Genomic DNA, 24,719 nt, shown 5'->3' on the forward strand with positions numbered 1-24,719 from the left:
CACGGCCGCCCGCTATCAGCACATGGTGGATGCCGTGCGGACGGACATCGCGCGGCAGGTGGACGGCTTGATCTGGAAGCCCGAGACGGACCGGCCGGGACGACGGCGACGACGGGGCGGCCGACGTGCTTGTACCGGTCCGTTGAGACGCTTGGGGGCAGGCTTTCTGGCCTGCCCCCTAGTTCACAGCCTTGCCTCCCAAGAGCCCAACCATGGCACCGAAACCGAGGTTGGCAAGGGTGGCACAAGTGTTCATCGCCGACTTAGCCGCTTCGGTGGGCTTCTCCACGAAGATCCCAATGTAGAGATATGCCATGAGTGTCACTACCGTGATCACCGTTACGCAGAGGAAGACCAGCTTGAAGTGGGCGGTCACTGTGGTGACGACTGGCGTACTTACAGTGCCCGTTGGCGCTTCGGTGATCGTGGGATTGCTGGCCACTTGGGAGTCGGTGCCCGCAGCACTGTCACTCATCTGACGCGCCTCCTGCGGACACAGAGGCCTCTCCCGAGGGGGTAGACGTTGCTTCGTCCTTGATCGTCAGGAATGCAACGACGCTCGCAGCGAGATCTGCTGCTTGAGCCTTGCTGAGTCCACGTGCAAGCGCGTTCTCGGCGAGGGCGCGTGCCACTTGAGCGCGCTGAGATTCGGTTAATTCGGGTCGTTTATCGTCAAAGCGGACGATCAGGGAATCTTCTCTGGGGCGCCAAAAGATCGATCCCAGGATCTGACGCACCTTGTCGCTAGCGAAACCAACGATGAGTCCGATCATTATTGGTGTCACGCCCGCGACGAGACTCGTCCACTCCGGTTCCACGCCCACCCCCTCAGGCACATCCGGTACCGCCAAGCCGCGACCCCACATTGTGCTACTCAAGGCCCGTCCATGGGGGCAGATCATGTGAGTTTTGGCGTCGGGTGCTGGCCGGAGATGTAGGAAGTGAGACGGAAACTGAGGCGAACGGCGTAAAGGGTGGTATCCCCGGAGGGATGCCACCCTTTCGTTTTGCCTGGTCAGGCAGCTGGAGGCCGTGGCGGGAATCGAACCCACGTAACTCGCTTTGCAGGCGAGCCCCTCAACCACTCGGGCACACGGCCGTAGTCGACTTCTTCTTGCACGGCCGTGGTGGGGATGGAACCCACGCAACTCCCCGCGAGCGGCGCTCGCTGATGGATGCGGCGCGGGCGAGCCCCTCAACCACTCGGGTACACGGCCGTGTTCGTGGAACGACCGTACGGCGATGCCGGGAAGGGGCTCAAGGGAGACGGCGGCGTTGCAATGGGACTGCCACACCGCGTTCATGAAGCGCGGGGCGTACGACCAAGGTCCCAGGGCGGCCGGGACCACCGACAGGGGTCAAACCCCGTCGTGGAACTTACTCTGGCGACCATGGCCGCCCTCGAATCCCCTGATGCCACCGCGCTGGACGATGCCGCCGCGACGGACGGCGGTGTGCTGAGCCGCTCCTACCGGGCGCTCAGCGTCGGCATCGTCTCGGTCGTGCTGCTCATCGCCTTCGAGGCGACCGCCGTCGGGACCGCGATGCCGGTCGCGGCGCGGGAGCTGCACGGGGTGGCCCTGTACGCGTTCGCGTTCTCCGGGTACTTCACGACGAGCCTGTCCGGCATGGTCCTGGCCGGGCAGTGGTCGGACCGCAAGGGCCCGCTCGGCGCGCTGACCACGGGAATCGGCGCCTTCGCGGCCGGGCTGGTCGTGGCCGGGACCGCCCAGGCGATGTGGGTGTTCGTCCTGGGCCGGGCCGTGCAGGGCTTCGGCGGCGGGCTGGTCATCGTCGCGCTCTACGTCGTCGTCGGGCGCGCCTACCCCGAGCGGCTGCGGCCCGCGATCATGGCCGCCTTCGCCGCCGGGTGGGTCGTACCGTCCATCGTCGGCCCGCTCGCCTCGGGCGCCGTGACGGAGCACCTCGGCTGGCGGTGGGTCTTCCTCGGCATCCCCGTGCTGGTCGTCTTCCCGCTCGCGCTCGCGCTGCCCCGGATACGGCGGCGGGCGGCAGGGCCGGTACCGGGCGCCGAAGGCCCCGCCTCCTTCGACCGGCGCCGCATCCGCCTCGCCCTCGCCGTCTCCCTGGGCGCCGGCCTCCTCCAGTACGCCGCCCAGGACCTGCGGTGGCTCTCGCTGCTGCCCGCTCTCGCCGGTGCCGCCCTGCTCGTGCCCGCCGTCCTCGGGCTGCTGCCGCGCGGCACCTACCGTGCCGCGCGCGGGCTGCCCTCCGTCGTGCTGCTGCGCGGGCTGGCCGCCGGGTCCTTCATCGCCGCCGAGTCCTTCGTACCGTTGATGCTGGTCACCCAGCGGGGACTGTCGCCGACGCCGGCCGGGTTCTCGCTCGCCGCGGGCGGGGGCACCTGGGCGCTGGGGTCGTGGGTGCAGTCCCGGCCGCGCGTGCAGCCGCACCGGGAGCGGCTGACCACGGTGGGGATGGTGCTGGTCGCCGCCGCGATCACCACCGCGCCCAGCGTGCTGGTGCACTCCGTGCCCGTCTGGATCGTCGCCGTCGCCTGGGGCTTCGGCTGCTTCGGCATGGGCCTGGTGATCTCCTCCACCAGCGTGCTCCTGCTCCGGCTGTCGGCCCCGCACGAGGCCGGCGCCAACTCGGCCGCCCTGCAGATCTCCGACGCCCTGTCCAACGCGGTCCTCCTCGCCGCGACCGGCGCCGCCTTCGCCGCCCTGGGCGGCGGCAGCGCGACGGCCGCCACGGCCGCGGCCGACGGCACCCGTCCCGCCGCCTTCGCGGCCGTCTTCCTGCCCATGGCGGGGGTGGCGCTGGCGGGGGCGTGGGTGACCGGGCGCCTGAGGGAACGGTGAGCCGGGAACGGTCCCGGACGGCTGCGGCACCGCATACGCCCTGGTCATCGATGCGGCCTCCGGGAAGGTGACCGGCGCCGGAGTGATCGCGGCGCCGCCACGGCAGTTGTGACGTGGATCCCACCCATGGGCGACCCGCCCACGTTCGCGCGTTGACGGGGGTGGGGCGCCGGTAGGGTGGCCCGGTTGTCATACGTAGCCGAGCCGCCCGCCCGTCACCCGCCACCATCCTGACCGGCGTGTTGCGCGCGGCCCCTTCGATTCGACCCCATGACCACGGAGACCGTGACTACTACAGCCGCTTCCTCCTCCCACCACCTTTCCCCCGCCTTCCCGGGCCGTGCGCCCTGGGGTACCGCCAGCAAGCTGCGTGCCTGGCAGCAGGGGGCGATGGAGAAGTACATCCAGGAGCAGCCGCGTGACTTCCTCGCCGTCGCCACGCCCGGCGCCGGCAAGACGACGTTCGCGCTGACCCTCGCGTCCTGGCTGCTGCACCACCACGTCGTGCAGCAGGTGACCGTGGTCGCGCCGACCGAGCACCTGAAGAAGCAGTGGGCCGAGGCCGCGGCCCGGGTGGGCATCAAGCTCGACCCCGAGTACAGCGCCGGCCCGCTCGGCAGGGAGTACGACGGAGTCGCGGTCACCTACGCGGGTGTCGGCGTGCGCCCGATGCTGCACCGCAACCGCGTCGAGCAGCGCAAGACCCTCGTCATCCTCGACGAGATCCACCACGCCGGTGACTCCAAGTCCTGGGGCGAGGCGTGCCTGGAGGCGTTCGAGCCGGCGACCCGGCGGCTCGCGCTGACCGGTACGCCCTTCCGGTCCGACACCAACCCCATCCCGTTCGTCACGTACGAAGAGGGGACGGACGGGATCCGGCGGTCCTCCGCCGACTACACGTACGGCTACGGCAACGCCCTCGCCGACCATGTCGTCCGGCCGGTGATCTTCCTCAGCTACAGCGGCAACATGCGCTGGCGCACCAAGGCGGGCGACGAGATCGCCGCCCGGCTCGGCGAGCCGATGACCAAGGACGCGATCAGCCAGGCCTGGCGCACGGCGCTCGATGCGCGCGGCGAGTGGATGCCCAGCGTGCTGCGCGCCGCCGACCAGCGGCTGACCGAGGTCAGAAAGGCCATCCCGGACGCCGGAGCGCTCGTCATCGCCTCCGATCAGGAATCCGCCCGCGCCTACGCCAAGCTCATCCGCGAGATCACCGGCACCGGAGCCACCCTCGTCCTGTCCGACGACGCCGGCGCCTCGCAGCGGATCGACGACTTCAGCGGGAGCGACGACCGCTGGATGGTCGCGGTGCGCATGGTGTCCGAGGGCGTCGACGTGCCGCGGCTCGCGGTCGGGGTGTACGCCACCACCATCTCCACTCCGCTCTTCTTCGCGCAGGCCGTCGGGCGTTTCGTACGGTCCCGTCGGCGCGGCGAGACCGCGTCCGTGTTCCTGCCGACCGTGCCCGACCTGCTGACCTTCGCCAACGAGATGGAGAAGGAGCGGGACCACGCCCTCGACAAGCCGAAGAAGGAGGGTGAGGAGGACCCGTACGCCGAGTCCGAGAAGGAGATGGACGAGGCGAACAAGCAGCAGGACGAGGACACCGGCGAGCAGGACATGCTGCCCTTCGAGGCGCTGGAGTCCGACGCCGTCTTCGACCGGGTCCTCTACGACGGCGCCGAGTTCGGCATGCAGGCCCACCCGGGGAGCGAGGAGGAGCAGGACTACCTCGGGATCCCCGGGCTGCTGGAGCCCGACCAGGTGCAGATGCTGCTGCAGAAGCGGCAGGCCCGGCAGATCGCGCACAGCCGCAAGAAGCCGGACACCGAGGCCGACCTGCTGGAACTGCCCGCCGAGCGGCGGCCGGTGGTCAGCCACAAGGAGATGATGGAGCTGCGCAAGCAGCTCAACACGATGGTGGGCGCGTACGTCCACCAGAGCGGCAAGCCGCACGGGGTGATCCACACCGAGCTGCGGCGGGTGTGCGGGGGACCGCCGAGCGCGGAGGCGACCGCCGGGCAGCTGCGGCAGCGGATCGCCAAGGTGCAGGAGTGGGCCACGCGGATGAAGTGACCCGGCCACACCGGTCACTCGGCCACTCCGGTCACCCCGGTCACTCGGCCACTCCGGTCACTCGGCCACTCCGCTCACCCGCTCACTCCGGTCACCCGGCCACCCGGCCGGCCCGGTCACGCCGGTCACCCCGGCCGGCCCGCTCGGCCGGGAGGCGGCCGTCCCGGGGCTCCGCCCCGGAGTCCGCCGTGCGCTGACCAGCCAAGGACCCAGCAGGTTCCTGGGGCTGCATATTCATGGTGGCGTGCGTATCCGGACGAAAGCAGGCAGGCCGGATCTGGCCTTGCCCGGATTCTGGACGGAGACTTCCGCTCAGCGAACCGCCTTCGCTAATGTCCCGCTACGCACACGCCCCGTGGCAGCGCCGCCGCGGAGCGCAGCCGTGAAGCGACAAGGCCCGGAGCCGCCGGGCCGTCCTGCCGATCGGCGGCCTCTGAAGCGCGTCGCCGACGGGACTCGGTGACGCATCTGCCGCTCAGGGGACGCCGGCCTCACCATCAAAGGAGTGGGCGTCGTGACCGCGGAGACCTCTCAGACGCTCGACCGGGGACTGCGCGTCCTCAAGCTGCTGGCCGACACGGACCACGGGCTGACCGTCACCGAGCTTTCCAACAAACTGGGCGTGAACCGGACTGTGGTCTACCGGTTGCTCGCCACGCTGGAGCAGCACGCGCTCGTACGGCGTGACCTGGGCGGGCGGGCCAGGGTCGGACTGGGAGTGCTGCGGCTCGGCCGCCAGGTGCACCCGCTGGTACGGGAGGCCGCCCTGCCCGCGCTGCGCTCGCTCGCCGAGGACATAGGGGCGACGGCGCATCTGACGCTGGTGGACGGGACCGAGGCACTGGCCGTCGCCGTGGTCGAACCGACGTGGACGGACTATCACGTGGCCTACCGGGCCGGTTTCCGGCATCCGCTGGACCGGGGAGCCGCGGGCAAGGCGATTCTCGCCGCGCGGCGGTCGCCGTCGGCCGATCCCGGCTACACGCTCACGCACGGCGAGCTGGAGGCCGGGGCGAGCGGAGCCGCGGCGCCGCTCGTCGGTGTGACGGGGGTCGAGGGCAGCGTGGGCGTGGTGATGCTCGCGGACTCCGTACCGGAGCGGGTGGGGCCGCGGGTGGTGGACGCGGCCAGGGAGGTTGCGGAGGCGCTGCGCTGATCCGTGTGCGGCCGCCCTGCCCGGCCGCACCCTCCCGGGGGACACCTCGGCCACCTCCCACCGCGTCGCCGCGAACATCACCGAGCCGTTCGTCCTGGGAAACGGCCGCCTCCCGGTCCGGGGGACGGCCGCCTCCCGGTGCGGAGGACGGCCACCTCCCGGTCTGGAGGACGGCCACCTACCGCTCCGGAGGACGGCCACCTACGGCTCCCGGCCACGCCGGGCATCGGCATCGAGCCGCTCCCGGAGGCGTCCTGCATGGGCATCGAGCCGCTCCCGGCCACGCCTCGCATCGGTGTCGAGCCGCTCCCGGCCACGCTGCGGCGTTCCACCCGGGCACGCCGGGGCCCGTGTGCCGGGTGAGGGGCCGGTGGCCGGAGCGGGGCGCCGCGTTAGATTGACTCCGTGCTCTCACGTCTCACGCGTCGCCAGGCCGTCGCCGTCTGTGCCCTGCCCGTCGTGGCCCTGCTCGCCACGGCGGCGTTCGCGCCGCTGCCGTTCTCGGTGGCACAGCCCGGCAGTACGGCGAACGTGATCGGTGAGAACCGGGGTACCCCGGTGATCACGATCTCCGGGGCGCCGACCCGGAAGACCAGCGGACAGCTGCGGATGACGACCATCGTGGCGACCGGTCCGGACACTCGGGTCTTCCTCAAGGACGTGGTCGACAACTGGTTCCGCACCGACCGGGCCGTGATGCCCCGCGACGCGGTCTACCCGAGCGGCAACAGCCTCAAGCAGATCGAGAAGCACAACCTGGACCAGATGCAGGAGTCCCAGGACGCGGCGACCCAGGCGGCGCTGAAGTACCTGGACCTGAGCGCCGACAAGGTGAAGGTCGACCTGAAGCTCGCCGATGTCGGCGGGCCCAGTGCGGGGCTGCTGTTCACCCTGGGCATCATCGACAAGCTGGACGGCGACGGCAGCGGCGGCGAGCTCACGGGCGGGCGCACCATCGCCGGTACGGGCACGATCGACGCCGACGGCAAGGTCGGCGCGGTCGGCGGTGTGTCGCTGAAGACGCAGGCCGCGCGGCGGGACGGAGCGAGCGTCTTCCTGGTGCCGAAGGCCGAGTGCGCCGATGCGAAGGCCGAGCTGCCGAAGGGGCTGCGCCTGATCCCGGTGACCACGCTGAAGGGCGCGGTGAACGTCCTGACGGCGCTGGAGAAGGGCAACGGCTCGGTCCCGAGCTGCTAGCCCGGCACCGGTTGCGCCGCAGCCGGCTTCCCTGCTCCGCCACAGCCGCGTTCCCCGCGTCGCGGTCGCTCGCTTCGCGACCCCTGTGTCCCGTGCCACTGGATCTTGACCGTTTGCCATCGGACTTTGACGGACGCGAGTTTGTGTCATCGGAGTTTGATCACCGCAGGTCAGCGACTCAGCGCACCGAAGGTGCGCTGAGTCGCTGACCTGCGCTTATGTGCAGTGCCTCGTAAACGTGCAGGTCAGAGCGTTGCGATCTTCGTGCAGGCTGCTCGATTTGTGGGGACGGTGGGGTCAGGAAGGCTTGACCGCCGAGACCGGGGTGACGGTCACCTTGTTGTCGCACTCGGCCCACACCCCGTCGTTCAGGGCGACCTGGTGCTTCCCGGAGTGCGGCAGCCCGATGACCATCGTCGGATACGTCACCGGGTCCTTGCCCGACACGCAGTAGCCGTCGCCCTCCCCCTGGACCTGGACGAAGGTCAGCTTCACCCACGCCTTGCCGTGCGGCCGGACCGTCACGGTGGCCGCCCTGCCGGTGGGGGTGACCTTGAGCGGGGTGTTGTGGGCGGGGGAGCCGTTGCCGGCGCCCGCGACTGTCGGATGGCCCTTCAGGACGCACGTCCTCCGGGAGACGTTGGTGAACTGCACGACCGCCGCCCCGGTCCCGGTCCCGACGGGCCGGTGGACGGCCTGCCGGGCGCTGACCTGGAGGGCGGAGGCCGGGCAGGCGGGCGGCGGGGTGGAGGTGGTGGTGCTCGCCGCCATGGCGGTGCCGGGCAGGATGCCGGTCACCGCCGCCGCGACGGCCGTGACCGCCGTCGTCGCCAGAGCCGCCCTGCGAATGCCGTTGCTGTGACGCATGCTGTCGTCCCCCTGAGTCGTCTCGTCCGCGGGTTTCGGTCGTCGGTTGCTGCCCCGCGGTACGCGTGGTCGTGGTACGTGAGTGCAGACAGGGCGGGAGAGCGGCAGGGTTCCGTGCGGCGACTACTTGTGACGGAACGGTGACGACAGGCTGCACCCGTGCAGATGGCCGTCAGGGCAGACAGCAGCACCTCCAGCGCGCCACGGGTTTTACCACGCCCCCGGCACGCACCGAAGGTGCTCTGAGTCGCTGACCTGAGGTGATCAAACTCCGATGACACAAACTCGCGTCGGTCAAAGTCCGATGGCAAACGGTCAAGATCCAGTGGCACGGGACACCCTGTTCCGGTGCTGCCGGCTTCCCCGCGTCGCGGCCGCCTACTTCACGAAGCCCTGCTCCTTCATCCAGTCCAGTGCCACCTGGTGCGGATCCTGCCCGTCGACGTCCACCTTGGCGTTCAGCGTCTGCGCCACCGTGTTGTCCAGCCTCTCGTTGACGGGCTCGATGACGCTCGCGATGGCCGGCCACTTCTTCAGCACCTTGCTGTTGATCACCGGCGTCGCGTTGTAGTTGGGGAAGAACTTCTTGTCGTCGGCCATCACGGCCAGGTTCATCGACTTGATGCGCCCGTCGGTGGTGAACACCTCCCCGTAGGTGCACGCCCCCTTCTCCACCTGCGTGTAGATGATCCCGGTGTCCATCTGGGTGACGTACTTCGCCGGCACGCTCATGCCGTAGGCCTTCTCCATGCCGGGCAGCCCGTCGGCCCGGTTGGCGAACTCGCTCTCCACGCACAGGGTGACGGCGGCCGGATCGCTCTTGGAGAGCGCGGCCACCTCGGACAGCGTCCTGGTGCGGTACTTGCGGAAGTTGGCCTGGTTCATGGCGAGCGCGTAGGTGTTGTCCAGCTTCGAGGGCGGCAGCCAGGTCAGCCCGTTCTTCAGGTCGGCCCTGCGTACCGCCTCCCACTGCTTCTGCGGGTCGGGAATCGGCCGGCTGTTGCCCAGGTAGGTGATCCAGCCGGTGCCGGTGTACTCGTACTGGGCGTCCGCGTCCCCGTTCTTGACCGCCTCCCGTGACCCGATGGACCCCTGGATGCCCGTCCGGTCGAGGACGTCCGCCCCGGCGGCCTGGAAGGCGATCCCCATGATCGCGCCGAGGATCAGCTGCTCCGTGAACTCCTTTGACGTGACGGTGAGATGGGCTCCCTTCAGCGGCTCGCCCACCCCGACGGAGCCCGGCCCGACGTCGTCGGCCATCGGGGAGCCGCTGGTCAGACCGCAGCCGGAGGACGGTACGACGAGCAGCGCGGCCAGCAGTGCACGGGCACGGCGTCTCATGACCCCGCCTCCAGCCCCCGTGGCCGCAGCAGCACTTCCGCCAGCGAGGCCAGCCAGTCGACCAGCAGGGCGAGCGCCACGGTGAGGACCGAGCCCAGCACCAGCACCGGCATGCGCTGGGTGGTGATGCCCGTGGTGATCAGCACGCCGAGACCGCCGCCCCCGCCGAAGGTCGCCAGGGTCGCCGTACCGACGTTGAGGACCAGGGCGGTACGGACGCCCGCGAGGATCAGCGGGACGGCGAGGGGGAGTTCGACGCGGCCGAGCACGCCGAACGGGGACATTCCGATGCCGCGGGCCGCCTCCAGCAGGGTCGGGTCGTTGCCCTTCAGGCCCGCGATGGTGTTGGCCAGCACGGGCAGCACGGCGTAGACGATGATGCCGATCAGGGCCGCTCTCGTGCCCGTGCCGAGCCAGATCACCAGCAGCGCCAGCAGGCCGATCGCCGGGGTCGCCTGGCCCATGTTGGCGATCGTCATCGCCAGCGGGGTGGCCCTGCGGAAGGCCCGGCGGGTGAGCAGGATGCCCAGCGGGATCGCGATGACCAGCACGAAGAAGGTCGAGATCACCGTCAGCTCCACGTGCTGCCACAGCGCCTTGGAGACCTGCCCGCCGGACAGCGCGTTCTCGGAGATGGTGTCGAGCTGCGCCTGCCGGAACCAGAGCCAGGTGGCCAGGAGCAGGGCGGTCAGGAACGCCGGCAGGACGGTCAGCCGCTGCCAGGTCAGGCGGCGTGCGGGCGGGCGCTGCCGCGGCGGCGGGGCCTCCTGCTCCGCCTCGCCCTCGTCCCGGAAGACGACACCCCTGACCTCGTGCTCCCCTTCGGGGCGCTGCTGGGCGGTGTTCACGCCTTCGTCTCCTCGCCGTGGCCCTCCTGCTCGACGTGGGTCTGCTGGGCGCGGGCCTCCTCCAGCTCGTGCTGGGCCTCCATCGCCTCCAGCCGGTCGGCCTCCAGCAGTTCGTGCACCGAGTTCATGAGGGTCTCCATGTCGACCACGCCGATGTACTCGCCGCGTCGCCCGGTGACCGCGACCCGCCCCGCGTTGTCGGTGAGCACCGCCTCCAGCGCGTCCCTGAGGGTCCCGTCCCGGGTCACCGTGTCGTGCACCAGCGTGCCGGCGCGGGCCAGCGAGCCCCGCGCCCGCATCAGGTCGCCTCGCCGCAGCCACTTGTAGGGGCGGCGGCGCCTGTCGAGCAGCAGGATCTCGTTGGTGCCGATGCCGCGGAGCATGGTGAAGATCTGCTGCAGCGGGGTGTCCAGGGTCACCGTCGGGTACTCCCGCATCTCCACGTCCCGCACCCGGGTCAGGTTCAGCCGCTTCAGGGCCGCGCCCGCGCCGACGAAACCGGAGACGAAGTCGTCGGCCGGGTTGGTGAGGATGGCCTCCGGGGTGTCGAACTGGGCGATGTGCGAGCGCTCGCGCAGCACGGCGATCCGGTCGCCCAGCTTGATCGCCTCGTCGAAGTCGTGGGTGACGAAGACGATCGTCTTGTGCAGCTCGTGCTGCAGCCGGATCAGCTCGTCCTGGAGGTGGTCGCGGGTGATCGGGTCGACCGCGCCGAACGGTTCGTCCATGAGCAGCACCGGAGGGTCGGCGGCCAGCGCCCGGGCCACGCCGACGCGCTGCTGCTGGCCGCCGGAGAGCTGGCGCGGATAGCGGCCGTGGAACTCGCCCGGGTCCAGCCCGACCAGGTCGAGCATCTCCTCCACCCGCTGCCGGATCCGGGACTTGGACCAGCCGGTCATCTTCGGTACGAGTGCGATGTTCTGGGCGACGGTCATGTGCGGGAACAGCCCCGAGGACTGGATGGCGTACCCGACCTTGCGGCGCAGTCGCACCGGGTCGATGTCGGTGACGTCCTCGCCGTCGATGCGGATGCGGCCGCCGGTGGGCTCGATCAGCCGGTTGATCATCTTGAGCGTCGTGGACTTCCCGCAGCCCGACGGACCGACGAAGATCACCGTCTCGCCGGCCTTGATCTCCATGCTCACGTTGTCCACGGCCGGCTGCGGATTGCCCGGGTAGCGCTTGGTCAGGTTCTCCAGTTCGATCGTGGCGCCGTGGGAGCCCTGGGAAGACGTCTCAGACACGGATCCCCCTGGGAATGGTCAGCCGCCCGATCAGCACATACGCGGCATCGAACAGGAGCGCGAGGATGACGATCCCGAGCGTGCCCGCAAGCACCTGGTTCAGGGCGTTCTTGCTGCCCAGCGAGGCCAGTCCGCGGAAGATCTCGTTGCCGAGGCCGGGGCCGGAGGCGTAGGCGGCGACGGCCCCGATGCCCATCAGCATCTGCGTGGCGATCCGGATGCCGGTCAGGATGGGCGGCCAGGCCAGCGGCAGCTCGACCCGCAGGAGCCGCATCGGCCGGGACATGCCGATGCCGCGGGCCGCGTCCACCAGGGTCGGGTCGACCCCGCGCAGGCCCACGATGGCGTTGCGCACGATCGGCAGCAGTCCGTACAGGGTCAGCGCGATCACCGTCGGCGCGACGCCCAGACCCACGACCGGGATGAGCAGGCCGATCAAGGCCAGGGACGGGACGGTGAGGATGGTGGAGGTGGTCAGGGTGGCGAGGTTCCCCGCCCACTCGGTGCGGTAGGTGACGATCCCGATGAACACCCCGACGACGGTCGCCACGACCATGCACTGGAAGACCGCGCTGGCGTGCTGGTAGGCGTCCATGAGGAGCTGCTGGTGACGGCTGCCCAGGTACTCCCAGAAGCTCACGCGCTCACCCCGGCTCGGCTGGGTCCCTTCCTTGCTGCCCGCGCTCCACGGCCTGTTCGCCTAGGGCGGCCTGCTCCACCAGCGGGATGATCCGCAGCGGAACGGGGTTCTCCATGACGATCGCCGTGGAGGCCCGGACGATGCCATCAAAACCGATGACCCGGTCGATCACCCGCTGAAGATCGGCGTTCGAACGGGCCACCAGCCGGCACAGCATGTCCCCGCTGCCCGTGGTGGTCAGCAGCTCCAGCACCTCCGGCACGGTCGCCAAGTACGCCCGGACGTCCGCCCCTTGGCCCTGCCGGATCTGCAGGGTGGCGAACGCGGTGACCGGATAGCCGAGGGCCGCCGGGTCCACCTGGGGTCCGAACCCCCGGATGACTCCATTCGACTGAAGCCGGTCCAGCCGCGCCTGGACCGTGCCCCGGGCGACCCCCAGCCGCCGTGACATCTCCAGCACGCCGATGCGCGGCTCCCGCGCCAGCAGCACGATGACGCGCCCGTCCAGTTGATCGATCGCCATGCCCGCCTCCCGGATGGTCATCCTGTACAGAAAGCTCGCCGACACCGTCGTATCACTGAGCAGATTGCCCAGTGAACGCGGGAACTATTGCGCACCTTGCAGAGCAGAGCCACCCTTCCGCTATGACGCAGACCACACACCACACTCCCGACGCGACCGCCGCGCAGGCCGACCCCTTCCCGGTCAAGGGAATGGACGCGGTCGTCTTCGCCGTGGGCAACGCCAAGCAGGCGGCGCACTACTACTCGACCGCCTTCGGCATGCGGCTGGTCGCCTACTCCGGACCGGAGAACGGCAGCCGCGAGACCGCCAGCTACGTGCTGGAGAACGGCTCCGCCCGTTTCGTCTTCACCTCGGTCGTCAAGCCGAGCACCGACTGGGGCCGCTTCCTCGACCGGCACGTGGACGAGCACGGCGACGGCGTCATCGACCTGGCCATCGAGGTCCCGGACGCGCGCGCCGCCCATGCGTACGCCATCGAGCACGGCGCCCGCTCGCTCGCCGAGCCGTACGAGGTCAAGGACGAGCACGGCACGGTCGTCCTCGCCGCGATCGCCACCTACGGCGAGACCCGCCACACCCTCGTCGAGCGCACCGGTTACGACGGCCCTTACCTGCCCGGCTTCGTCTCCGCGTCCCCGATGGTCGAGCCGCCCGCCCGGCGCACCTTCCAGGCCATCGACCACTGCGTCGGCAACGTCGAACTCGGCCGGATGAACGAGTGGGTGGCGTTCTACAACAAGGTCATGGGCTTCACGAACATGAAGGAGTTCGTGGGCGACGACATCGCCACCGAGTACAGCGCGCTGATGTCGAAGGTCGTCGCGGACGGCACCCTCAAGGTCAAGTTCCCGATCAACGAGCCCGCGATCGCCAAGAAGAAGTCCCAGATCGACGAGTACCTGGAGTTCTACGGCGGCGCCGGCGTCCAGCACATCGCGCTGAACACCAACGACATCGTGCAGACCGTACGCACCATGCGCGCGGCCGGCGTCCAGTTCCTCGACACCCCGGACTCCTACTACGACACCCTCGGCGAGTGGGTGGGCGACACCCGGGTCCCGGTCGACACGCTGCGCGAGCTGAAGATCCTCGCCGACCGCGACGAGGACGGCTATCTGCTGCAGATCTTCACCAAGCCGGTCCAGGACCGCCCGACCGTCTTCTTCGAGATCATCGAACGGCACGGCTCGATGGGCTTCGGCAAGGGCAACTTCAAGGCCCTGTTCGAGGCGATCGAGCGTGAGCAGGAGAAGCGCGGCAACCTTTAGCCGCCGGGCGGGCCGGCTCCCGGCCGGGGCAGCTCGGCGGGACGGCCGGCCCCCGGCCGGGGCAGTTCGGCGGGCCGGTCGCCCCGGCTAGGGCAGCTCGGCGGGCAGGGGCTCGTCCGGTACCTCACCCAGCTCCTGCAAGGCCGAGTGCGCCGCCGTGGCCCGCAACGGCGAGAAGTACGGGTTGATCCGCAGCGCCTCCTGAAGGTGCCGCCGGGCCGGCCCGTACTCCTCCAGCTCGCGTTCGATCATGCCCAGGTGGAACGCGTACAGCGCACTGCGCACCCCGCCCCCCTTCACCTTGTCGGTGGCGATCGAGGCGTACTCCAGCGCCTCCGTGTCCTCGCCCGTGCGGTGCAGCGCCCAGCCGAGGGCGTCGGCCACCTCGATGCCGGGCTGGCGCAGCCACTCCTCCCGCAGCCGCGCCACCGCCTCCTCGGGATCCCCGTGGTCCGCCTCGAACTGCCCGATCAGCAGCTCCTCGTCGACCCCGCCGGCCACCGTCTCCCGCACCCGCTTCTTCAGCAGGCCGTACTGCTCCTCGGCGGACGGGAACATCCCCATCGACTCGTACAGCTCGCCCAGCTCCAGCGCGATCCGGGGATCCGGCTGCCCGGCGAGGGCCGCCCGGTACGCGGCCAGCGCCTCCTCGGTGCGGCCGAGCGCCGCCAGCACCCGGCCCCTGCCCGCCAGCGCCGCCCGCAGGCCGCCATCGAGCCGCAGCGCGGCCTCGAAGTGCCGCAGCGCGTCCTCCCGGTCGCCCCGCTCCCAGGCCAGCTGCCCCACCCCGGTCAGATAGGCGGCCTGCTCGGCGGGGGTACGGGCGGCCGCCGCCGCGTCCGTCAGCTGGGCCACCGCGTCCTCGCGCCAGCCCCGGTCCCGGTAGACCGCCGACGCCCGCGCCATCACCGCGGGCCGCGCGGCCGCCCCGGCATGCAGCCCCATCAGCTTGTCGAGAGAGCTCCGCGCCGCCTTGTAGTCGCCGATCCCGGTGTAGGCGTCGATCAGCGGCGGATACGCCGTCCACTGCTTCGGGGCCAGCTTCAGCGCCTGCTCGCCGTACCGCTTCGCCGCCGGAAAGTCGCGCCGCGCGTTCGCCAGCGAGGCCAGCCCGTCCAGCGCCACCGCGCTCTGGGCGCTCTGGGCCGCCCCCGCGCCCCGCACTTCCAGCGAGGTCCGCAGAGCCCGCTCGGCCTTCGGATAGTCCGCCGCATCGGCACTCTGCCGCCCCCGCTCCAGGTACGCGGCCCCCAGCGCCGCCCAGGCCCGAGCGTCCTGCGGCCGCGCCCGCACCCTGCTCTCCTGCTGCCCGATGAGCACCGCCAGATCGGGCAGCGCGGCCGGCAGCCCCGAGGTGACCGCCGTCAGCGCCTGTGCCTGTGCCTGTGCCTGCGCACGTGCCTGCGCCCGCGCCTGCGGGCCCGCCGCGGGCGGACTCGCCCGGCGGTGCGGCCCGTCCGGCCGCAGCATCAGCACGGCGCCCGCCACGACCCCGCCCGCCAGCGCGGTGACCAGCACGCGCCGCAGCCACCGTCGGCGCCGGCGCGGCGAGGGCGGCCCGCCCACCGGGGACGGGCCGGGGGCGGAGTGGCCGTACGGTCGGATCTCCATGGCGCTCACTGTGCGTCAATATGACGAGCGCGCCCGGGTGGCCCAAGGAAGGCACGGACGGGGTTCACACCGATGGCCCCGAGTGCGACGCTGTGATCATGAGCCGTATCGAAGCGCGTCGCGATGAGGACGCCGCAGCAACCGATGGCCTCACCGACCGGCTCCTGGCCGGCCTGCCCGCCGAGGCCGTCCTGACCGACCCGGACGTCACCGCGTCCTACGCCAACGACATGGCGAGCTTCTGCCCGGCCGGCGCCCCGGCCGTGGTCGTCCTGCCGCGCACGGTCGAACAGGTCCAGCACGTCATGCGCACCGCCACCGCACTGCGCGTCCCGGTCGTCCCGCAGGGCGCCCGCACCGGCCTGTCCGGCGGCGCCAACGCCACCGACGGCTGCATCGTGCTGTCCCTCACCAAGATGGACCGCATCCTGGAGATCAGCCCCGTCGACCGGATCGCCGTGGTCGAACCGGGCGTGGTCAACGCCGCCCTGTCCCGCGCGGTCGAGGAGCACGGGCTGTACTACCCGCCGGACCCCTCCAGCTGGGAGATGTGCACCATCGGCGGCAACATCGGCACGGCGTCGGGCGGCCTGTGCTGTGTGAAGTACGGCGTCACCGCCGAGTACGTGCTCGGCCTGGAGGTCGTCCTCGCCGACGGCCGCCTGATGTCCACCGGGCGCCGTACCGCGAAAGGCGTGGCCGGCTACGACCTCACCCGCCTCTTCGTCGGCTCCGAGGGCTCGCTCGGCATCGTCGTCCGGGCGGTCCTGGGCCTGCGGCCCAAGCCGCCCCAGCAGCTGGTCCTGGCCGCCGAGTTCGCCTCCGCGGCCACCGCCTGCGAGGCCGTGTGCCGGATCATGGAGGGCGGTCACGTCCCCTCCCTCCTCGAACTGATGGACCGTACGACCGTCAAGGCGGTCAACGACCTCGCCCACATGGGTCTCCCGGAGACCACCGAGGCGCTGCTGCTGGCCGCCTTCGACACCCCGGACCCCACCGCCGACCTCGCCGCCGTCGGCGCGCTGTGCGAGGCCGCCGGCGCCACCCAGGTCGTTCCGGCCGAGGACGCCGCCGAGTCCGAACTCCTCCTGCAGGCACGGCGGCTCGCGCTGACCGCGCTGGAGGCGGTCAAGGGCACGACGATGATCGACGACGTGTGCGTGCCCCGCTCGAAGCTCGGCGCGATGCTGGAGGGCGTCGAGCGGATCGGCGCCAAGTACGGGCTCACCATCGGCGTCTGCGCACACGCCGGGGACGGCAACACGCACCCCACCGTCTGCTTCGACGCCCTCGACCCGGACGAGTCCCGGCGGGCCCGCGAGTCCTTCGACGAGATCATGGCCCTCGGCCTGGAACTCGGCGGCACCATCACCGGCGAACACGGCGTGGGCGTCCTGAAGAAGGAGTGGCTGGCGCGGGAGATCGGCCCGGTCGGCGTGGAGATGCAGCGGGCGGTCAAGCAGGTCTTCGACCCCCTGGGCATCCTCAACCCCGGCAAGCTGTTCTGAGACCCCGGCGAGCCGTGCCGGCCGCTCCCGTACGGCCCTCACCGGGCGAGCAACTGGTCGAGCGCGTCGTCGATGCCCAGCTGCCCGCCCTCGGCCCCCGGGGGCACCGCCACCAGCGTCCGCTCCAGCCAGGCCGACACCTGGGCGGCGGGCGCCTCCAGCAGGGCGTCCCCGTCGGGCGAACTCAGCCCCATCAGCACGACGCTGCGCCCGTCGACCTTCGTCGGCCACACCCGCACATCCCCCTGCCCGCACGGCCGGAACACCCCCTCCACCAGGAGTTCCCGGGCGAACGTCCAGTTGACGGGGTGCTCGGAGTTGATGTGGAAGCTGAAGTGGATCGCGTAGGGATCGTCGGAGCGGTAGCTGAGCCGGGCCGGGACCGGGATGCTCCGCTCGGGCGACAGGATCAGCTTCATCTCCAGCTCCCGCTCCACCACGGTGTGACGCATGACCAGGGTTTCCTCTCTCCCGGGGCCACTCGGATCGGGCCCGTACCAGGGGAGAGGGAGCAGGGGCGCGGCCATTACGCGGGTTCGGGGAAGTTTTCCCGCGCCGGTGCCGGACCCGTGCACGGCGTCGCCCGGAAAGGGGTGGGTCCGGCGGGACTGGCGGTGTGGCATGCCCGGGTCTGATAGATGTGGAGGCCCCCATCCCACCCCCGAGCAGATACGGGACGACGGACATGAGCGCCCCAACCCCGGCCCCCGGTGACGACAGGCCCCGCGAGGGCTACTACCCGGACCCGTCCATCCCCGGCTACGTCCGGTACTGGAACGGCGCCTCCTGGGTGCCGGGCACCAGCCGGCCGGCGCCCAAGGACGGCGAACCGCTCGCCCCGCCGCCCGGCGCCCGCCCGGCGGCCCCGGCCGTCGAGGAGACGGGCCCGCACTTCTTCGACGAGGACCCGCAGCCGGGTTCCTCCGGGCCGGAGCGCAAGCCCGCCTGGGGCACCGACCCGAGGATCCCCGCGGACCGTCAGTCCCCGCCGTCCGGCCATGCCGCCCGCGCCGACGGCACGGCCTCGATCCCGCCGGCACAGGACGAGGCCGCCGACTCCGGCGGCACGTTCATCTTCCGCCGCCCGGTCCCCGGCCCCGCGGCGGTCGCCGACGACGGCACGATGACGTTCCGTCCGGTACCGGGCCAGGGCGGCCGGCCGGGAGCCCCCGGTCCCGCGTCCCCGGGCACCACCGGCACGCCCGGTTTCGGCGCGCAGGGGCCCGTCGGGGCGCCCGCGGCCCACCCGGGACCGGCCGCCGCCGGCGGTCGGGGCGGGGCCGCCGGACCCGGTGTGCAGGGACCGGTCGGGGCGCCCTCGGCACAGTCCGCCCCGCCCGCCGGCCCCGGTTTCGGCGCCGGGGCGGCCGCCGCCCGGGCCGCGGCCGCACAGGCGCCGCCGGCAGCGCAGGCCCCCCAGCCGCCGCAGGCACCGCAGGCGCCCCAGGCACCACTGGGTTCCGCGCGCCCTTCCGCCGCACCCCCCTCGGTACCGCAGCAGGGCGGCCCTCAGCAGGCGGCCGCCACCCCCTTGACCGCGGGTCCCGGCGGCGGCCAGGCCTCCTGGGCACAGCAGGTGCACCAGCTGGCCGGAGGCGGGGACGAGCAGCCGGTGGCGCCGTGGAAGCCGCCGGTGGAGGACCCGTTCCAGGCGGTGGCCCGCCGGCAGGCCGCGGCCCGCCCGGCCGGTCTCGGCAGGCGCTTCGCCGCCCGTCTGATCGACAACGTGGTCCTCGGTGCCGTCACCGCCGCCGCCGCGGTCCCGTTCGGCGTCCAGGCGGCCGACCACGTCCAGCACAAGATCGACGAGGCCAGGCTGTCCGGCCGTACCGTCACCGTCTGGCTCCTCGACGGCACGACCGGCACCGCGCTCGGCATCGTCCTCGGCGTGCTCCTGCTCTTCGGTGTGCTGTACGAGGTGCTGCCCACCGCCAAGTGGGGCCGCACGCTGGGCAAGAAGCTGTGCGGCATCCAGGTCCGGGACATCGAGGGGCACGAGCCCCCGGCGTTCGGCGCGGCCCTGCGCCGCTGGCTGGTCTACAGCGTCCCCGGCCTGCTCGGCATCGGGGTCGTCGGTGTGCTGTGGTGCCTGTTCGACCGGCCCTGGCACCAGTGCTGGCACGACAAGGCGGCCCACACCTTCGTCGCGCGCTGACCGGGTGGGGCGGCTGTACTCCGTACGGCCGCCCGTCGGATGCGAAGGCGGGGCGTACGCGGTCCACTCGGGCCATGAGCAGCGAACCGCCCCCCGGCTCCGGAGAGCAGCCCCCCGAGGACGACCCGTTCCAGAAGCGGCCCCCGTCGGGCCAGGGGTCGGGCTCGCCGTACGACACCCCGTACGGCGCCCAGCAGCCACCACCGCCCGGCGACCAGCCACCGCCCGGCGGCCAGCCACCCCCGGGTGGGCAGCAACCCCCGCCGTGGGGAGGACAGCAGCCTCCGCCCTACGGCGGCGACCAGCAGCCACCCCCGTACGGCGGACAGCCCCCCTACGGCGGACAGCCTCCCCAAGGCGGTGGCCCCTACGGTGGCGGGCCCTACGGCGCCGGCGGCCCCGGCTACCCTGCCGATCCGCTCGCCGGCATGCCCCCGCTCGCCGACAGCGGCAAGCGCACCCTCGCGCGGATCATCGACATGATCCTCGTGGGCATCGTCGTCTGGCTGGTCACCTGGCCCCTCGGGGTGCACGAGTACAACGTGAACGGGGACAAGATGGAGGTCGGCCGGTCCCTCTGGCAGTCCTTCGCCGCCGCCGTCCTCTACGTCGCCTACGACACCGTCCTGATCGCCAAGTGGGGTCAGACCCTCGGCAAGAAGTGGCTCAACATGCGGGTGGCGAACCTGGACAACGGTTCCACCCCCAGCACCCAGACCTCGCTGATCCGGGCTCTGGTGCTCTGGCTGCCGTTCGCCTTCTGCTGCGCCTGCATCTGGACGGCCATCTGCGGCGGCTGGAGCTTCTTCGACAAGCCGTACAAACAGGGACTGCACGACAAGGCGGCCAAGACGGTCGTGGTCGCCCTCGGTTGAGCCGGCGCGGGTGCCCGGCCGCTATGGGTGCCCATACGAGAGCGGCGGGTCCGCGGGAGTGGACGCGGGCCCGCCGCTTTCGTGTGCGGCCCGTCAGAGCGCGGTGGTCACCGGCTCCTCCTCGGGTGCGGTCTCGGCGGACGAAGCGATCGAACGCGTCCTCGGCAGTGGCACCGTCATGGCCACGAGCAGCCCGAGCGCGAACGCGGCCAGGGCGATGACGGTGATCCCGAGGCCCGAACCCGTCTGGGACAGCAGCAGCATGGCGAGCGTCGAGAAGACCACGGTGCACGAACCGTAGAGGAGCTGTGCGGCAGTCGGACGAGGCATGGCAATCGTGTCCTCGGAAGATGGATGGGGGTGCCTTCGACTCTATTCGCGTGCATGCCCGAACCGGACGCCGGGTAAGCGTGACCTAACCCACGGTGCCGGTGCACAGGGGGCGCACGGAGTCATGGCGTCCGGCGCGAGGGCGGGTCCGCGCGACCGCCGGCCGGCATGTTCAGCCGTTCGTAAAGCGAACTTCTGCTCCGCATAGTGCACTTGTTCTGCTCAAGTCAAGGTCTGTCTTTTCTTCTAAACCTCTAGTCAAATGTCGTCACTTGATTACACGCGTTGATCATGCGCGCACGGACCTTTCCATGACCCGGAACCCCCCTGTCCGTGTGCGCGGCGCGGGGGAGGAACTCAAGTGACCAGCAGACCCTGGATGTTCAGAGCCGCGGCCATCGGCGTGACGCTCGCCACGGCTTCCGCCGGCTTCGCGACCTTCGCCGCCGCCGAGGCCGGCACCGCGACCCGGTCCGCCGCCGTGAACCGGCACGACCCGGCCCCGGTGAAGCAGCAGAAGCACGACCTCGACGGTCCGATGAGCAAGACCCAGAAGGCTCAGCGCCAGGAGGCCCTGAACCAGCTCATATCGGGCAAGGCCAAGGCTCAGGAGCGCAACGGCTCGAAGGTCGTCCAGCTCAAGAGCAAGAAGGGCGACAGCAAGTACGTCGAGCTGGGCCGCGAGAAGACCGACAAGATCTTCACCATCCTGGTGGAGTTCGGGAACCAGACGGACCCCAAGTACGGCGGCACCCCCGGCCCGCTGCACAACCAGATAGCCGCGCCGGACCGCAAGAAGGACAACAGCACGGCCTGGCAGAAGGACTACAACCAGAAGCACTACCAGGACCTCTACTTCGGCACCGGCAAGAACACCGAGTCGCTGAAGAAGTACTACGAGAAGCAGTCCTCGGGCCGCTACTCGGTCGACGGCGAGGTCACGGACTGGGTCAAGGTCCCCTACAACGAGGCCCGCTACGGCAACAACGCCTGCGGCCAGACCAACTGCCCGAGCGTGTGGAACGCCGTCAGCGACGGCGTCAACGCCTGGGTCGCCGACCAGAAGAAGGCCGGCAAGTCCGACGCCGCCATCAAGACGGACCTGGCCAAGTACGACCAGTGGGACCGCTACGACTACGACGGCGACGGCAACTTCAACGAACCCGACGGCTACATCGACCACTTCCAGCTGGTGCACGCCGGCGAGGACGAGTCCGCGGGCGGCGGCGCCCAGGGCAAGGACGCCATCTGGGCCCACCGCTGGTACGCCTTCGGCACCGACACCGGCGCCACCGGCCCCGCGGGCAACAAGCTCGGCGGCGCGCAGATCGGTGACACCGGCATCTGGGTCGGCGACTACACCATCCAGCCCGAGAACGGCGGCCTGGGCGTCTTCGCCCACGAGTACGGCCACGACCTCGGCCTGCCGGACGAGTACGACACCGCGGGCGGCGACAACTCCACCGGCTTCTGGACGCTGATGTCCTCGGGCTCCTGGCTGGGCACCGGCAAGGAGTCCATCGGCAACCTGCCCGGCGACATGAACGCCTGGGACAAGCTGCAGCTGGGCTGGCTGAACTACGACAGCGGCAAGGCCGGTGTCTCCTCCTGGCACAAGCTGGGCCTCGCCGAGTACAACACCAAGTACCGCCAGGCGCTGGTGGTCTCGCTGCCCGACAAGGCGGTCAAGACCGAGGTCGTCACCCCCGCGCAGGGTGCGAGCCAGTGGTGGAGCGGCAGCGGTGACAACCTCAAGAACACGCTGACCCGTTCGGTCGACCTGACCGGCAAGTCCTCGGCCGCGCTCAGCCTGGACGGCTGGTACGACATCGAGAACGGCTACGACTGGCTCTACACCGAGGCGTCGACCGACGGCGGCGCCAACTGGACCGCGCTCGACGGCACGGTGGACGGCAAGGCCATCGGGCGCGACGGCTCCGGCAAGCCGGCCCTGACCGGCACGGTCGACGGCTACAAGAAGCTGTCGTACTCGCTGGACGCCTACGCGGGCAAGAAGATCGACGTCCGCTTCCGCTACCTGACCGACGGCGGTGTGGCGCAGAAGGGCTTCGCGGCCGACGAGATCGCGGTCACCGCGGACGGCACGGCGCTGTTCTCCGACAACGCGGAGACGGCGGACCCGGCTTGGACCGCCACCGGCTTCTCCCGCATCGGCGCGTCCTTCACCAAGGACTACAAGCAGTACTACATCGCCGAGAACCGCCAGTACGTGTCGTACGACAAGACCCTCAAGGTCGGCCCGTACAACTTCGGTTCGGCCAAGCGTCCGGGCTGGGTGGAGCACTACCCGTACCAGAACGGCCTGCTGATCTGGAAGTGGGACACCTCCCAGGCGGACAACAACACGAACGCCACCAACGGCCACCCGGGCACCGGCCAGATCCTTCCGGTCGACGCCCACTGGAAGGCCCTGAAGTACTCCGACGGCACGCTGCTGCGCAACCGCATCCAGGCTTACGACTCCCCGTTCGGCCTGGACGCCACGGACGGCTTCACGCTGCACAAGGCGGACGTCGCGACCAAGATCAAGTCGCAGAAGGGGGTGCCGGTCTTCAATGACCACACCAGCACCTACTACGACGCGTCGAACCCGACCGGCGGTGTCAAGATCACTGACACCAACACCAAGATCAAGATCATCAAGCAGGCCAAGGATGGCTCGACGATCGAGCTGGAAGTCGGCCCCGCGGTGAAGTAACGGATAACTCTGCAGGTCAGAAGCGTATCGGCGGTGACCCCCTAGCGGGTCGCCGCCGATCGTGTTTAGGTGCGTCCTGTGGTCCGCTTATTGACACCGACCGAAACGGGGATGTGACCGCATGGCCGCAGGAGGCTTCTGCAAGCTGCCGAACGGCACGGTGGTGGTGGCGCTGAATCTGCCCAGCCCGACCCCAGCCGGGGATCCCGCCGGGGTGCGGGTCCTGGTGCACGCCCAGAACCGCGCCCGGGCCCTGACGCGTCTGCGCAACCTGGGGCTGCGCGCGATCTACCTCCGGGGGAACGCCGCTCCTCCGACGCCGGACGAGATCACCGCGGTCCTGCACCACCCGGACGGCCTCATATGGCGCACGGCTCCCGACAGCGGTGTCACCGTGATGGAGCTGTGGCACCCCATCCGCGCGCTGCTCCGCAGACCACCGGTGGCACAAGGCTGAGGGGGCCGGGGGCGGGGACCTGGGCCGGGGGCGGCACGCAGGCGGTGGCACAGGCCGCCGGGCCTCCGCGGGCACGCCGCACCCGGCCGCGCAGTTCCCCGCGCCCCTGGGTGGGCTGTCCTGACCGGAGCGGTCCGGTGCCGGTTGCCTGTGTGGTGCGGCCTTCGTCTTGCCGGTCGCGCAGTTCCCCGCGCCCCTGGGTTGGCTGTCCTGCCCGGAGCGGTCCGGTGCCGGTCGCTTGTGTGGGCCGGCCTCCACCGCTTCCCTTTCTCCGCCGCGACTCTTCGCCGCGACGATGATCAGCCGTGACGGTGCCGGCCGGCGGTGCCGGGCTTGCCGTGGTCGCCGTTCCCGGTGCTCGCACCTCCGTCGCCGTCCGCCCTTTCTCCGCCGCGACGGTGATCAGCCGTGACCGTGACCGGTCGGCGGTGTCGAGGTCGGTCGGCGGTCGTCGGTGCCGGGGTTTCTAACCGCTGACGACTGGCTTGCCGGTGAGTTCGATGCCGGCTTCGCGGAGTTCTTCCAGGGCGCGCTCGGTGGTGTGCGGGGCGACTCCCGCGGTCAGGTCGAGGAGGACCTGGGTGCGGAAGCCCTCCCGGGCCGCGTCCAGCGCGGTGGCGCGCACGCAGTGGTCCGTGGCTATGCCGACCACGTCGACCTCGTCGATGTGGCGCGAGCGCAGCCACTCGGCCAGCTGGACCCCGTTCTCGTCGGCGCCCTCGAAGCCGCTGTACGCCGCCGAGTACGCGCCCTTGTCGAACACCGCGTCCACCGCGCCGGAGGCGACGGCCGGTGCGAAGTTCGGGTGGAAGCCGACGCCCTCGGTGCCCGCGAGACAGTGCGCGGGCCAGGAGCGGACGTAGTCGGGGTTGTCCGCGAAGTGGCCGCCGGGCGCGATGTGGTGGTCGCGGGTGGCGACCACATGGCGGTATCCGGTCCCCGCCGCCTGCCCGATCAGCTCGGTGATCGCGGCGGCGACATCCGCACCCCCGGCCACCGCGAGGCTGCCCCCCTCGCAGAAGTCGTTCTGCACATCTACGACGATCAAGGCGCGACGCATGGTGGGTGTCCTT

Annotated in this window: 22 protein-coding genes, 2 tRNA genes and 1 pseudogene; 11 read left to right on the forward strand and 14 right to left on the reverse strand. The window is 71.0% G+C overall.

The features are described from left to right. Position 1: 1 nt before the first annotated feature. Positions 2-146: pseudogene (locus tag ACZ7P3_RS28315) on the forward strand (site-specific integrase); the annotation flags it as partial. Between the two features lie 32 nt (positions 147-178). Here ACZ7P3_RS28315 and ACZ7P3_RS28320 read toward each other — a convergent pair. From ACZ7P3_RS28320 to ACZ7P3_RS28335, 4 genes are all read right to left on the reverse strand, one after another. Continuing rightward, the gene (locus ACZ7P3_RS28320) at positions 179-475 is read right to left on the reverse strand and encodes a hypothetical protein (RefSeq protein ID WP_472085911.1); all 297 of its coding nucleotides are present in this window, start codon (positions 473-475) and stop codon (positions 179-181) included. Continuing rightward, on the reverse strand, positions 468-818 hold the full coding sequence (locus ACZ7P3_RS28325; RefSeq protein ID WP_472085912.1) for a hypothetical protein: 351 nt from the start codon (positions 816-818) through the stop codon (positions 468-470). Before ACZ7P3_RS28325 ends, ACZ7P3_RS28320 begins: the two co-directional genes overlap by 8 nt. A 206-nt stretch (positions 819-1,024) precedes the next feature. Continuing rightward, positions 1,025-1,099, reverse strand: a tRNA-Cys gene (locus ACZ7P3_RS28330). Between the two features lie 20 nt (positions 1,100-1,119). Then, positions 1,120-1,217: transfer RNA gene (locus ACZ7P3_RS28335), tRNA-OTHER, on the reverse strand. Between the two features lie 174 nt (positions 1,218-1,391). On the opposite strand from ACZ7P3_RS28335, the gene ACZ7P3_RS28340 reads away from it, so the two are divergent. The 4 genes from ACZ7P3_RS28340 to ACZ7P3_RS28355 all read left to right on the forward strand — a co-directional run bounded on the left by ACZ7P3_RS28340 (position 1,392) and on the right by ACZ7P3_RS28355 (position 7,257). Further along, the gene (locus tag ACZ7P3_RS28340; RefSeq protein WP_472085913.1) at positions 1,392-2,825 is read left to right on the forward strand and encodes an MFS transporter; all 1,434 of its coding nucleotides are present in this window, start codon (positions 1,392-1,394) and stop codon (positions 2,823-2,825) included. A gap of 285 nt (positions 2,826-3,110) precedes the next feature. After that, positions 3,111-4,904, forward strand: coding sequence for a DEAD/DEAH box helicase (locus ACZ7P3_RS28345; protein ID WP_472086166.1), 1,794 nt, complete (start codon positions 3,111-3,113; stop codon positions 4,902-4,904). Between the two features lie 514 nt (positions 4,905-5,418). After that, positions 5,419-6,060: an IclR family transcriptional regulator gene (locus tag ACZ7P3_RS28350; protein WP_472085914.1), complete on the forward strand. Its 642-nt coding sequence runs from the start codon at positions 5,419-5,421 to the stop codon at positions 6,058-6,060. A gap of 405 nt (positions 6,061-6,465) precedes the next feature. Next, the gene (locus ACZ7P3_RS28355) at positions 6,466-7,257 is read left to right on the forward strand and encodes a S16 family serine protease (protein ID WP_472085916.1); all 792 of its coding nucleotides are present in this window, start codon (positions 6,466-6,468) and stop codon (positions 7,255-7,257) included. A 297-nt stretch (positions 7,258-7,554) separates the two neighbouring features. Here the strand turns inward: ACZ7P3_RS28355 and ACZ7P3_RS28360 are convergent, their stop codons facing one another. From ACZ7P3_RS28360 to ACZ7P3_RS28385, 6 genes are all read right to left on the reverse strand, one after another. Next, the gene (locus ACZ7P3_RS28360; protein ID WP_472085917.1) at positions 7,555-8,124 is read right to left on the reverse strand and encodes a DUF4232 domain-containing protein; all 570 of its coding nucleotides are present in this window, start codon (positions 8,122-8,124) and stop codon (positions 7,555-7,557) included. Positions 8,125-8,502: 378 nt separating this feature from the next. After that, the gene (locus ACZ7P3_RS28365) at positions 8,503-9,465 is read right to left on the reverse strand and encodes a glycine betaine ABC transporter substrate-binding protein (protein ID WP_472085918.1); all 963 of its coding nucleotides are present in this window, start codon (positions 9,463-9,465) and stop codon (positions 8,503-8,505) included. Beyond that, entirely contained in the window at positions 9,462-10,313 is an 852-nt protein-coding gene (locus tag ACZ7P3_RS28370) for an ABC transporter permease (RefSeq protein ID WP_472085919.1), read from the reverse strand. Before ACZ7P3_RS28370 ends, ACZ7P3_RS28365 begins: the two co-directional genes overlap by 4 nt. Then, positions 10,310-11,557: a betaine/proline/choline family ABC transporter ATP-binding protein gene (locus ACZ7P3_RS28375; RefSeq protein ID WP_472085920.1), complete on the reverse strand. Its 1,248-nt coding sequence runs from the start codon at positions 11,555-11,557 to the stop codon at positions 10,310-10,312. Before ACZ7P3_RS28375 ends, ACZ7P3_RS28370 begins: the two co-directional genes overlap by 4 nt. Next, positions 11,550-12,197 (reverse strand): ABC transporter permease, encoded by a 648-nt coding sequence (locus tag ACZ7P3_RS28380; protein ID WP_472085921.1) that lies wholly within the window; start codon positions 12,195-12,197, stop codon positions 11,550-11,552. Before ACZ7P3_RS28380 ends, ACZ7P3_RS28375 begins: the two co-directional genes overlap by 8 nt. Before the next feature lie 4 nt (positions 12,198-12,201). Further along, a complete protein-coding gene (locus tag ACZ7P3_RS28385; protein WP_472085922.1) occupies positions 12,202-12,720 on the reverse strand; it encodes an Lrp/AsnC family transcriptional regulator in 519 nt (172 codons plus the stop codon). 122 nt (positions 12,721-12,842) lie between these two features. Here ACZ7P3_RS28385 and hppD point away from each other — a divergent pair, with 122 nt between their 5' ends. Next, positions 12,843-13,991, forward strand: a complete 1,149-nt coding sequence (hppD, locus tag ACZ7P3_RS28390; protein WP_472085924.1) for a 4-hydroxyphenylpyruvate dioxygenase — start codon at positions 12,843-12,845, stop codon at positions 13,989-13,991. An 87-nt stretch (positions 13,992-14,078) separates the two neighbouring features. On the opposite strand, the gene ACZ7P3_RS28395 is transcribed toward hppD, so the two are convergent. Next, complete coding sequence (locus ACZ7P3_RS28395) at positions 14,079-15,602, reverse strand: tetratricopeptide repeat protein (RefSeq protein WP_472085926.1); 1,524 nt, start codon at positions 15,600-15,602, stop codon at positions 14,079-14,081. 92 nt (positions 15,603-15,694) lie between these two features. Between ACZ7P3_RS28395 and ACZ7P3_RS28400 the strand changes: the two genes are divergently transcribed. Then, on the forward strand, positions 15,695-17,110 hold the full coding sequence (locus ACZ7P3_RS28400; RefSeq protein ID WP_472086167.1) for an FAD-binding oxidoreductase: 1,416 nt from the start codon (positions 15,695-15,697) through the stop codon (positions 17,108-17,110). A gap of 38 nt (positions 17,111-17,148) precedes the next feature. Here ACZ7P3_RS28400 and ACZ7P3_RS28405 read toward each other — a convergent pair whose 3' ends face one another. Continuing rightward, positions 17,149-17,562, reverse strand: coding sequence for an SsgA family sporulation/cell division regulator (locus ACZ7P3_RS28405; RefSeq protein ID WP_472085927.1), 414 nt, complete (start codon positions 17,560-17,562; stop codon positions 17,149-17,151). Positions 17,563-17,795: 233 nt separating this feature from the next. Here ACZ7P3_RS28405 and ACZ7P3_RS28410 point away from each other — a divergent pair, with 233 nt between their 5' ends. Then, positions 17,796-19,265 carry an RDD family protein gene (locus tag ACZ7P3_RS28410; protein ID WP_472085928.1) on the forward strand — a complete coding sequence of 490 codons (1,470 nt, stop codon included), beginning with the start codon at positions 17,796-17,798 and terminating at the stop codon, positions 19,263-19,265. A gap of 74 nt (positions 19,266-19,339) precedes the next feature. After that, positions 19,340-20,140 carry an RDD family protein gene (locus ACZ7P3_RS28415; RefSeq protein WP_472085929.1) on the forward strand — a complete coding sequence of 267 codons (801 nt, stop codon included), beginning with the start codon at positions 19,340-19,342 and terminating at the stop codon, positions 20,138-20,140. Between the two features lie 93 nt (positions 20,141-20,233). On the opposite strand, the gene ACZ7P3_RS28420 is transcribed toward ACZ7P3_RS28415, so the two are convergent. Next, on the reverse strand, positions 20,234-20,470 hold the full coding sequence (locus tag ACZ7P3_RS28420; RefSeq protein WP_472085930.1) for a hypothetical protein: 237 nt from the start codon (positions 20,468-20,470) through the stop codon (positions 20,234-20,236). 361 nt (positions 20,471-20,831) lie between these two features. Between ACZ7P3_RS28420 and ACZ7P3_RS28425 the strand changes: the two genes are divergently transcribed. Continuing rightward, positions 20,832-23,189, forward strand: a complete 2,358-nt coding sequence (locus ACZ7P3_RS28425) for an immune inhibitor A domain-containing protein (protein ID WP_472085932.1) — start codon at positions 20,832-20,834, stop codon at positions 23,187-23,189. 121 nt (positions 23,190-23,310) lie between these two features. Further along, positions 23,311-23,646, forward strand: coding sequence for a hypothetical protein (locus ACZ7P3_RS28430; protein WP_472085933.1), 336 nt, complete (start codon positions 23,311-23,313; stop codon positions 23,644-23,646). Between the two features lie 466 nt (positions 23,647-24,112). Here ACZ7P3_RS28430 and ACZ7P3_RS28435 read toward each other — a convergent pair whose 3' ends face one another. Continuing rightward, a complete protein-coding gene (locus ACZ7P3_RS28435; protein ID WP_472085934.1) occupies positions 24,113-24,706 on the reverse strand; it encodes an isochorismatase family protein in 594 nt (197 codons plus the stop codon). Positions 24,707-24,719: the final 13 nt, after the last annotated feature.

This window comes from Streptomyces sp. NPDC107581 (assembly GCF_055657175.1).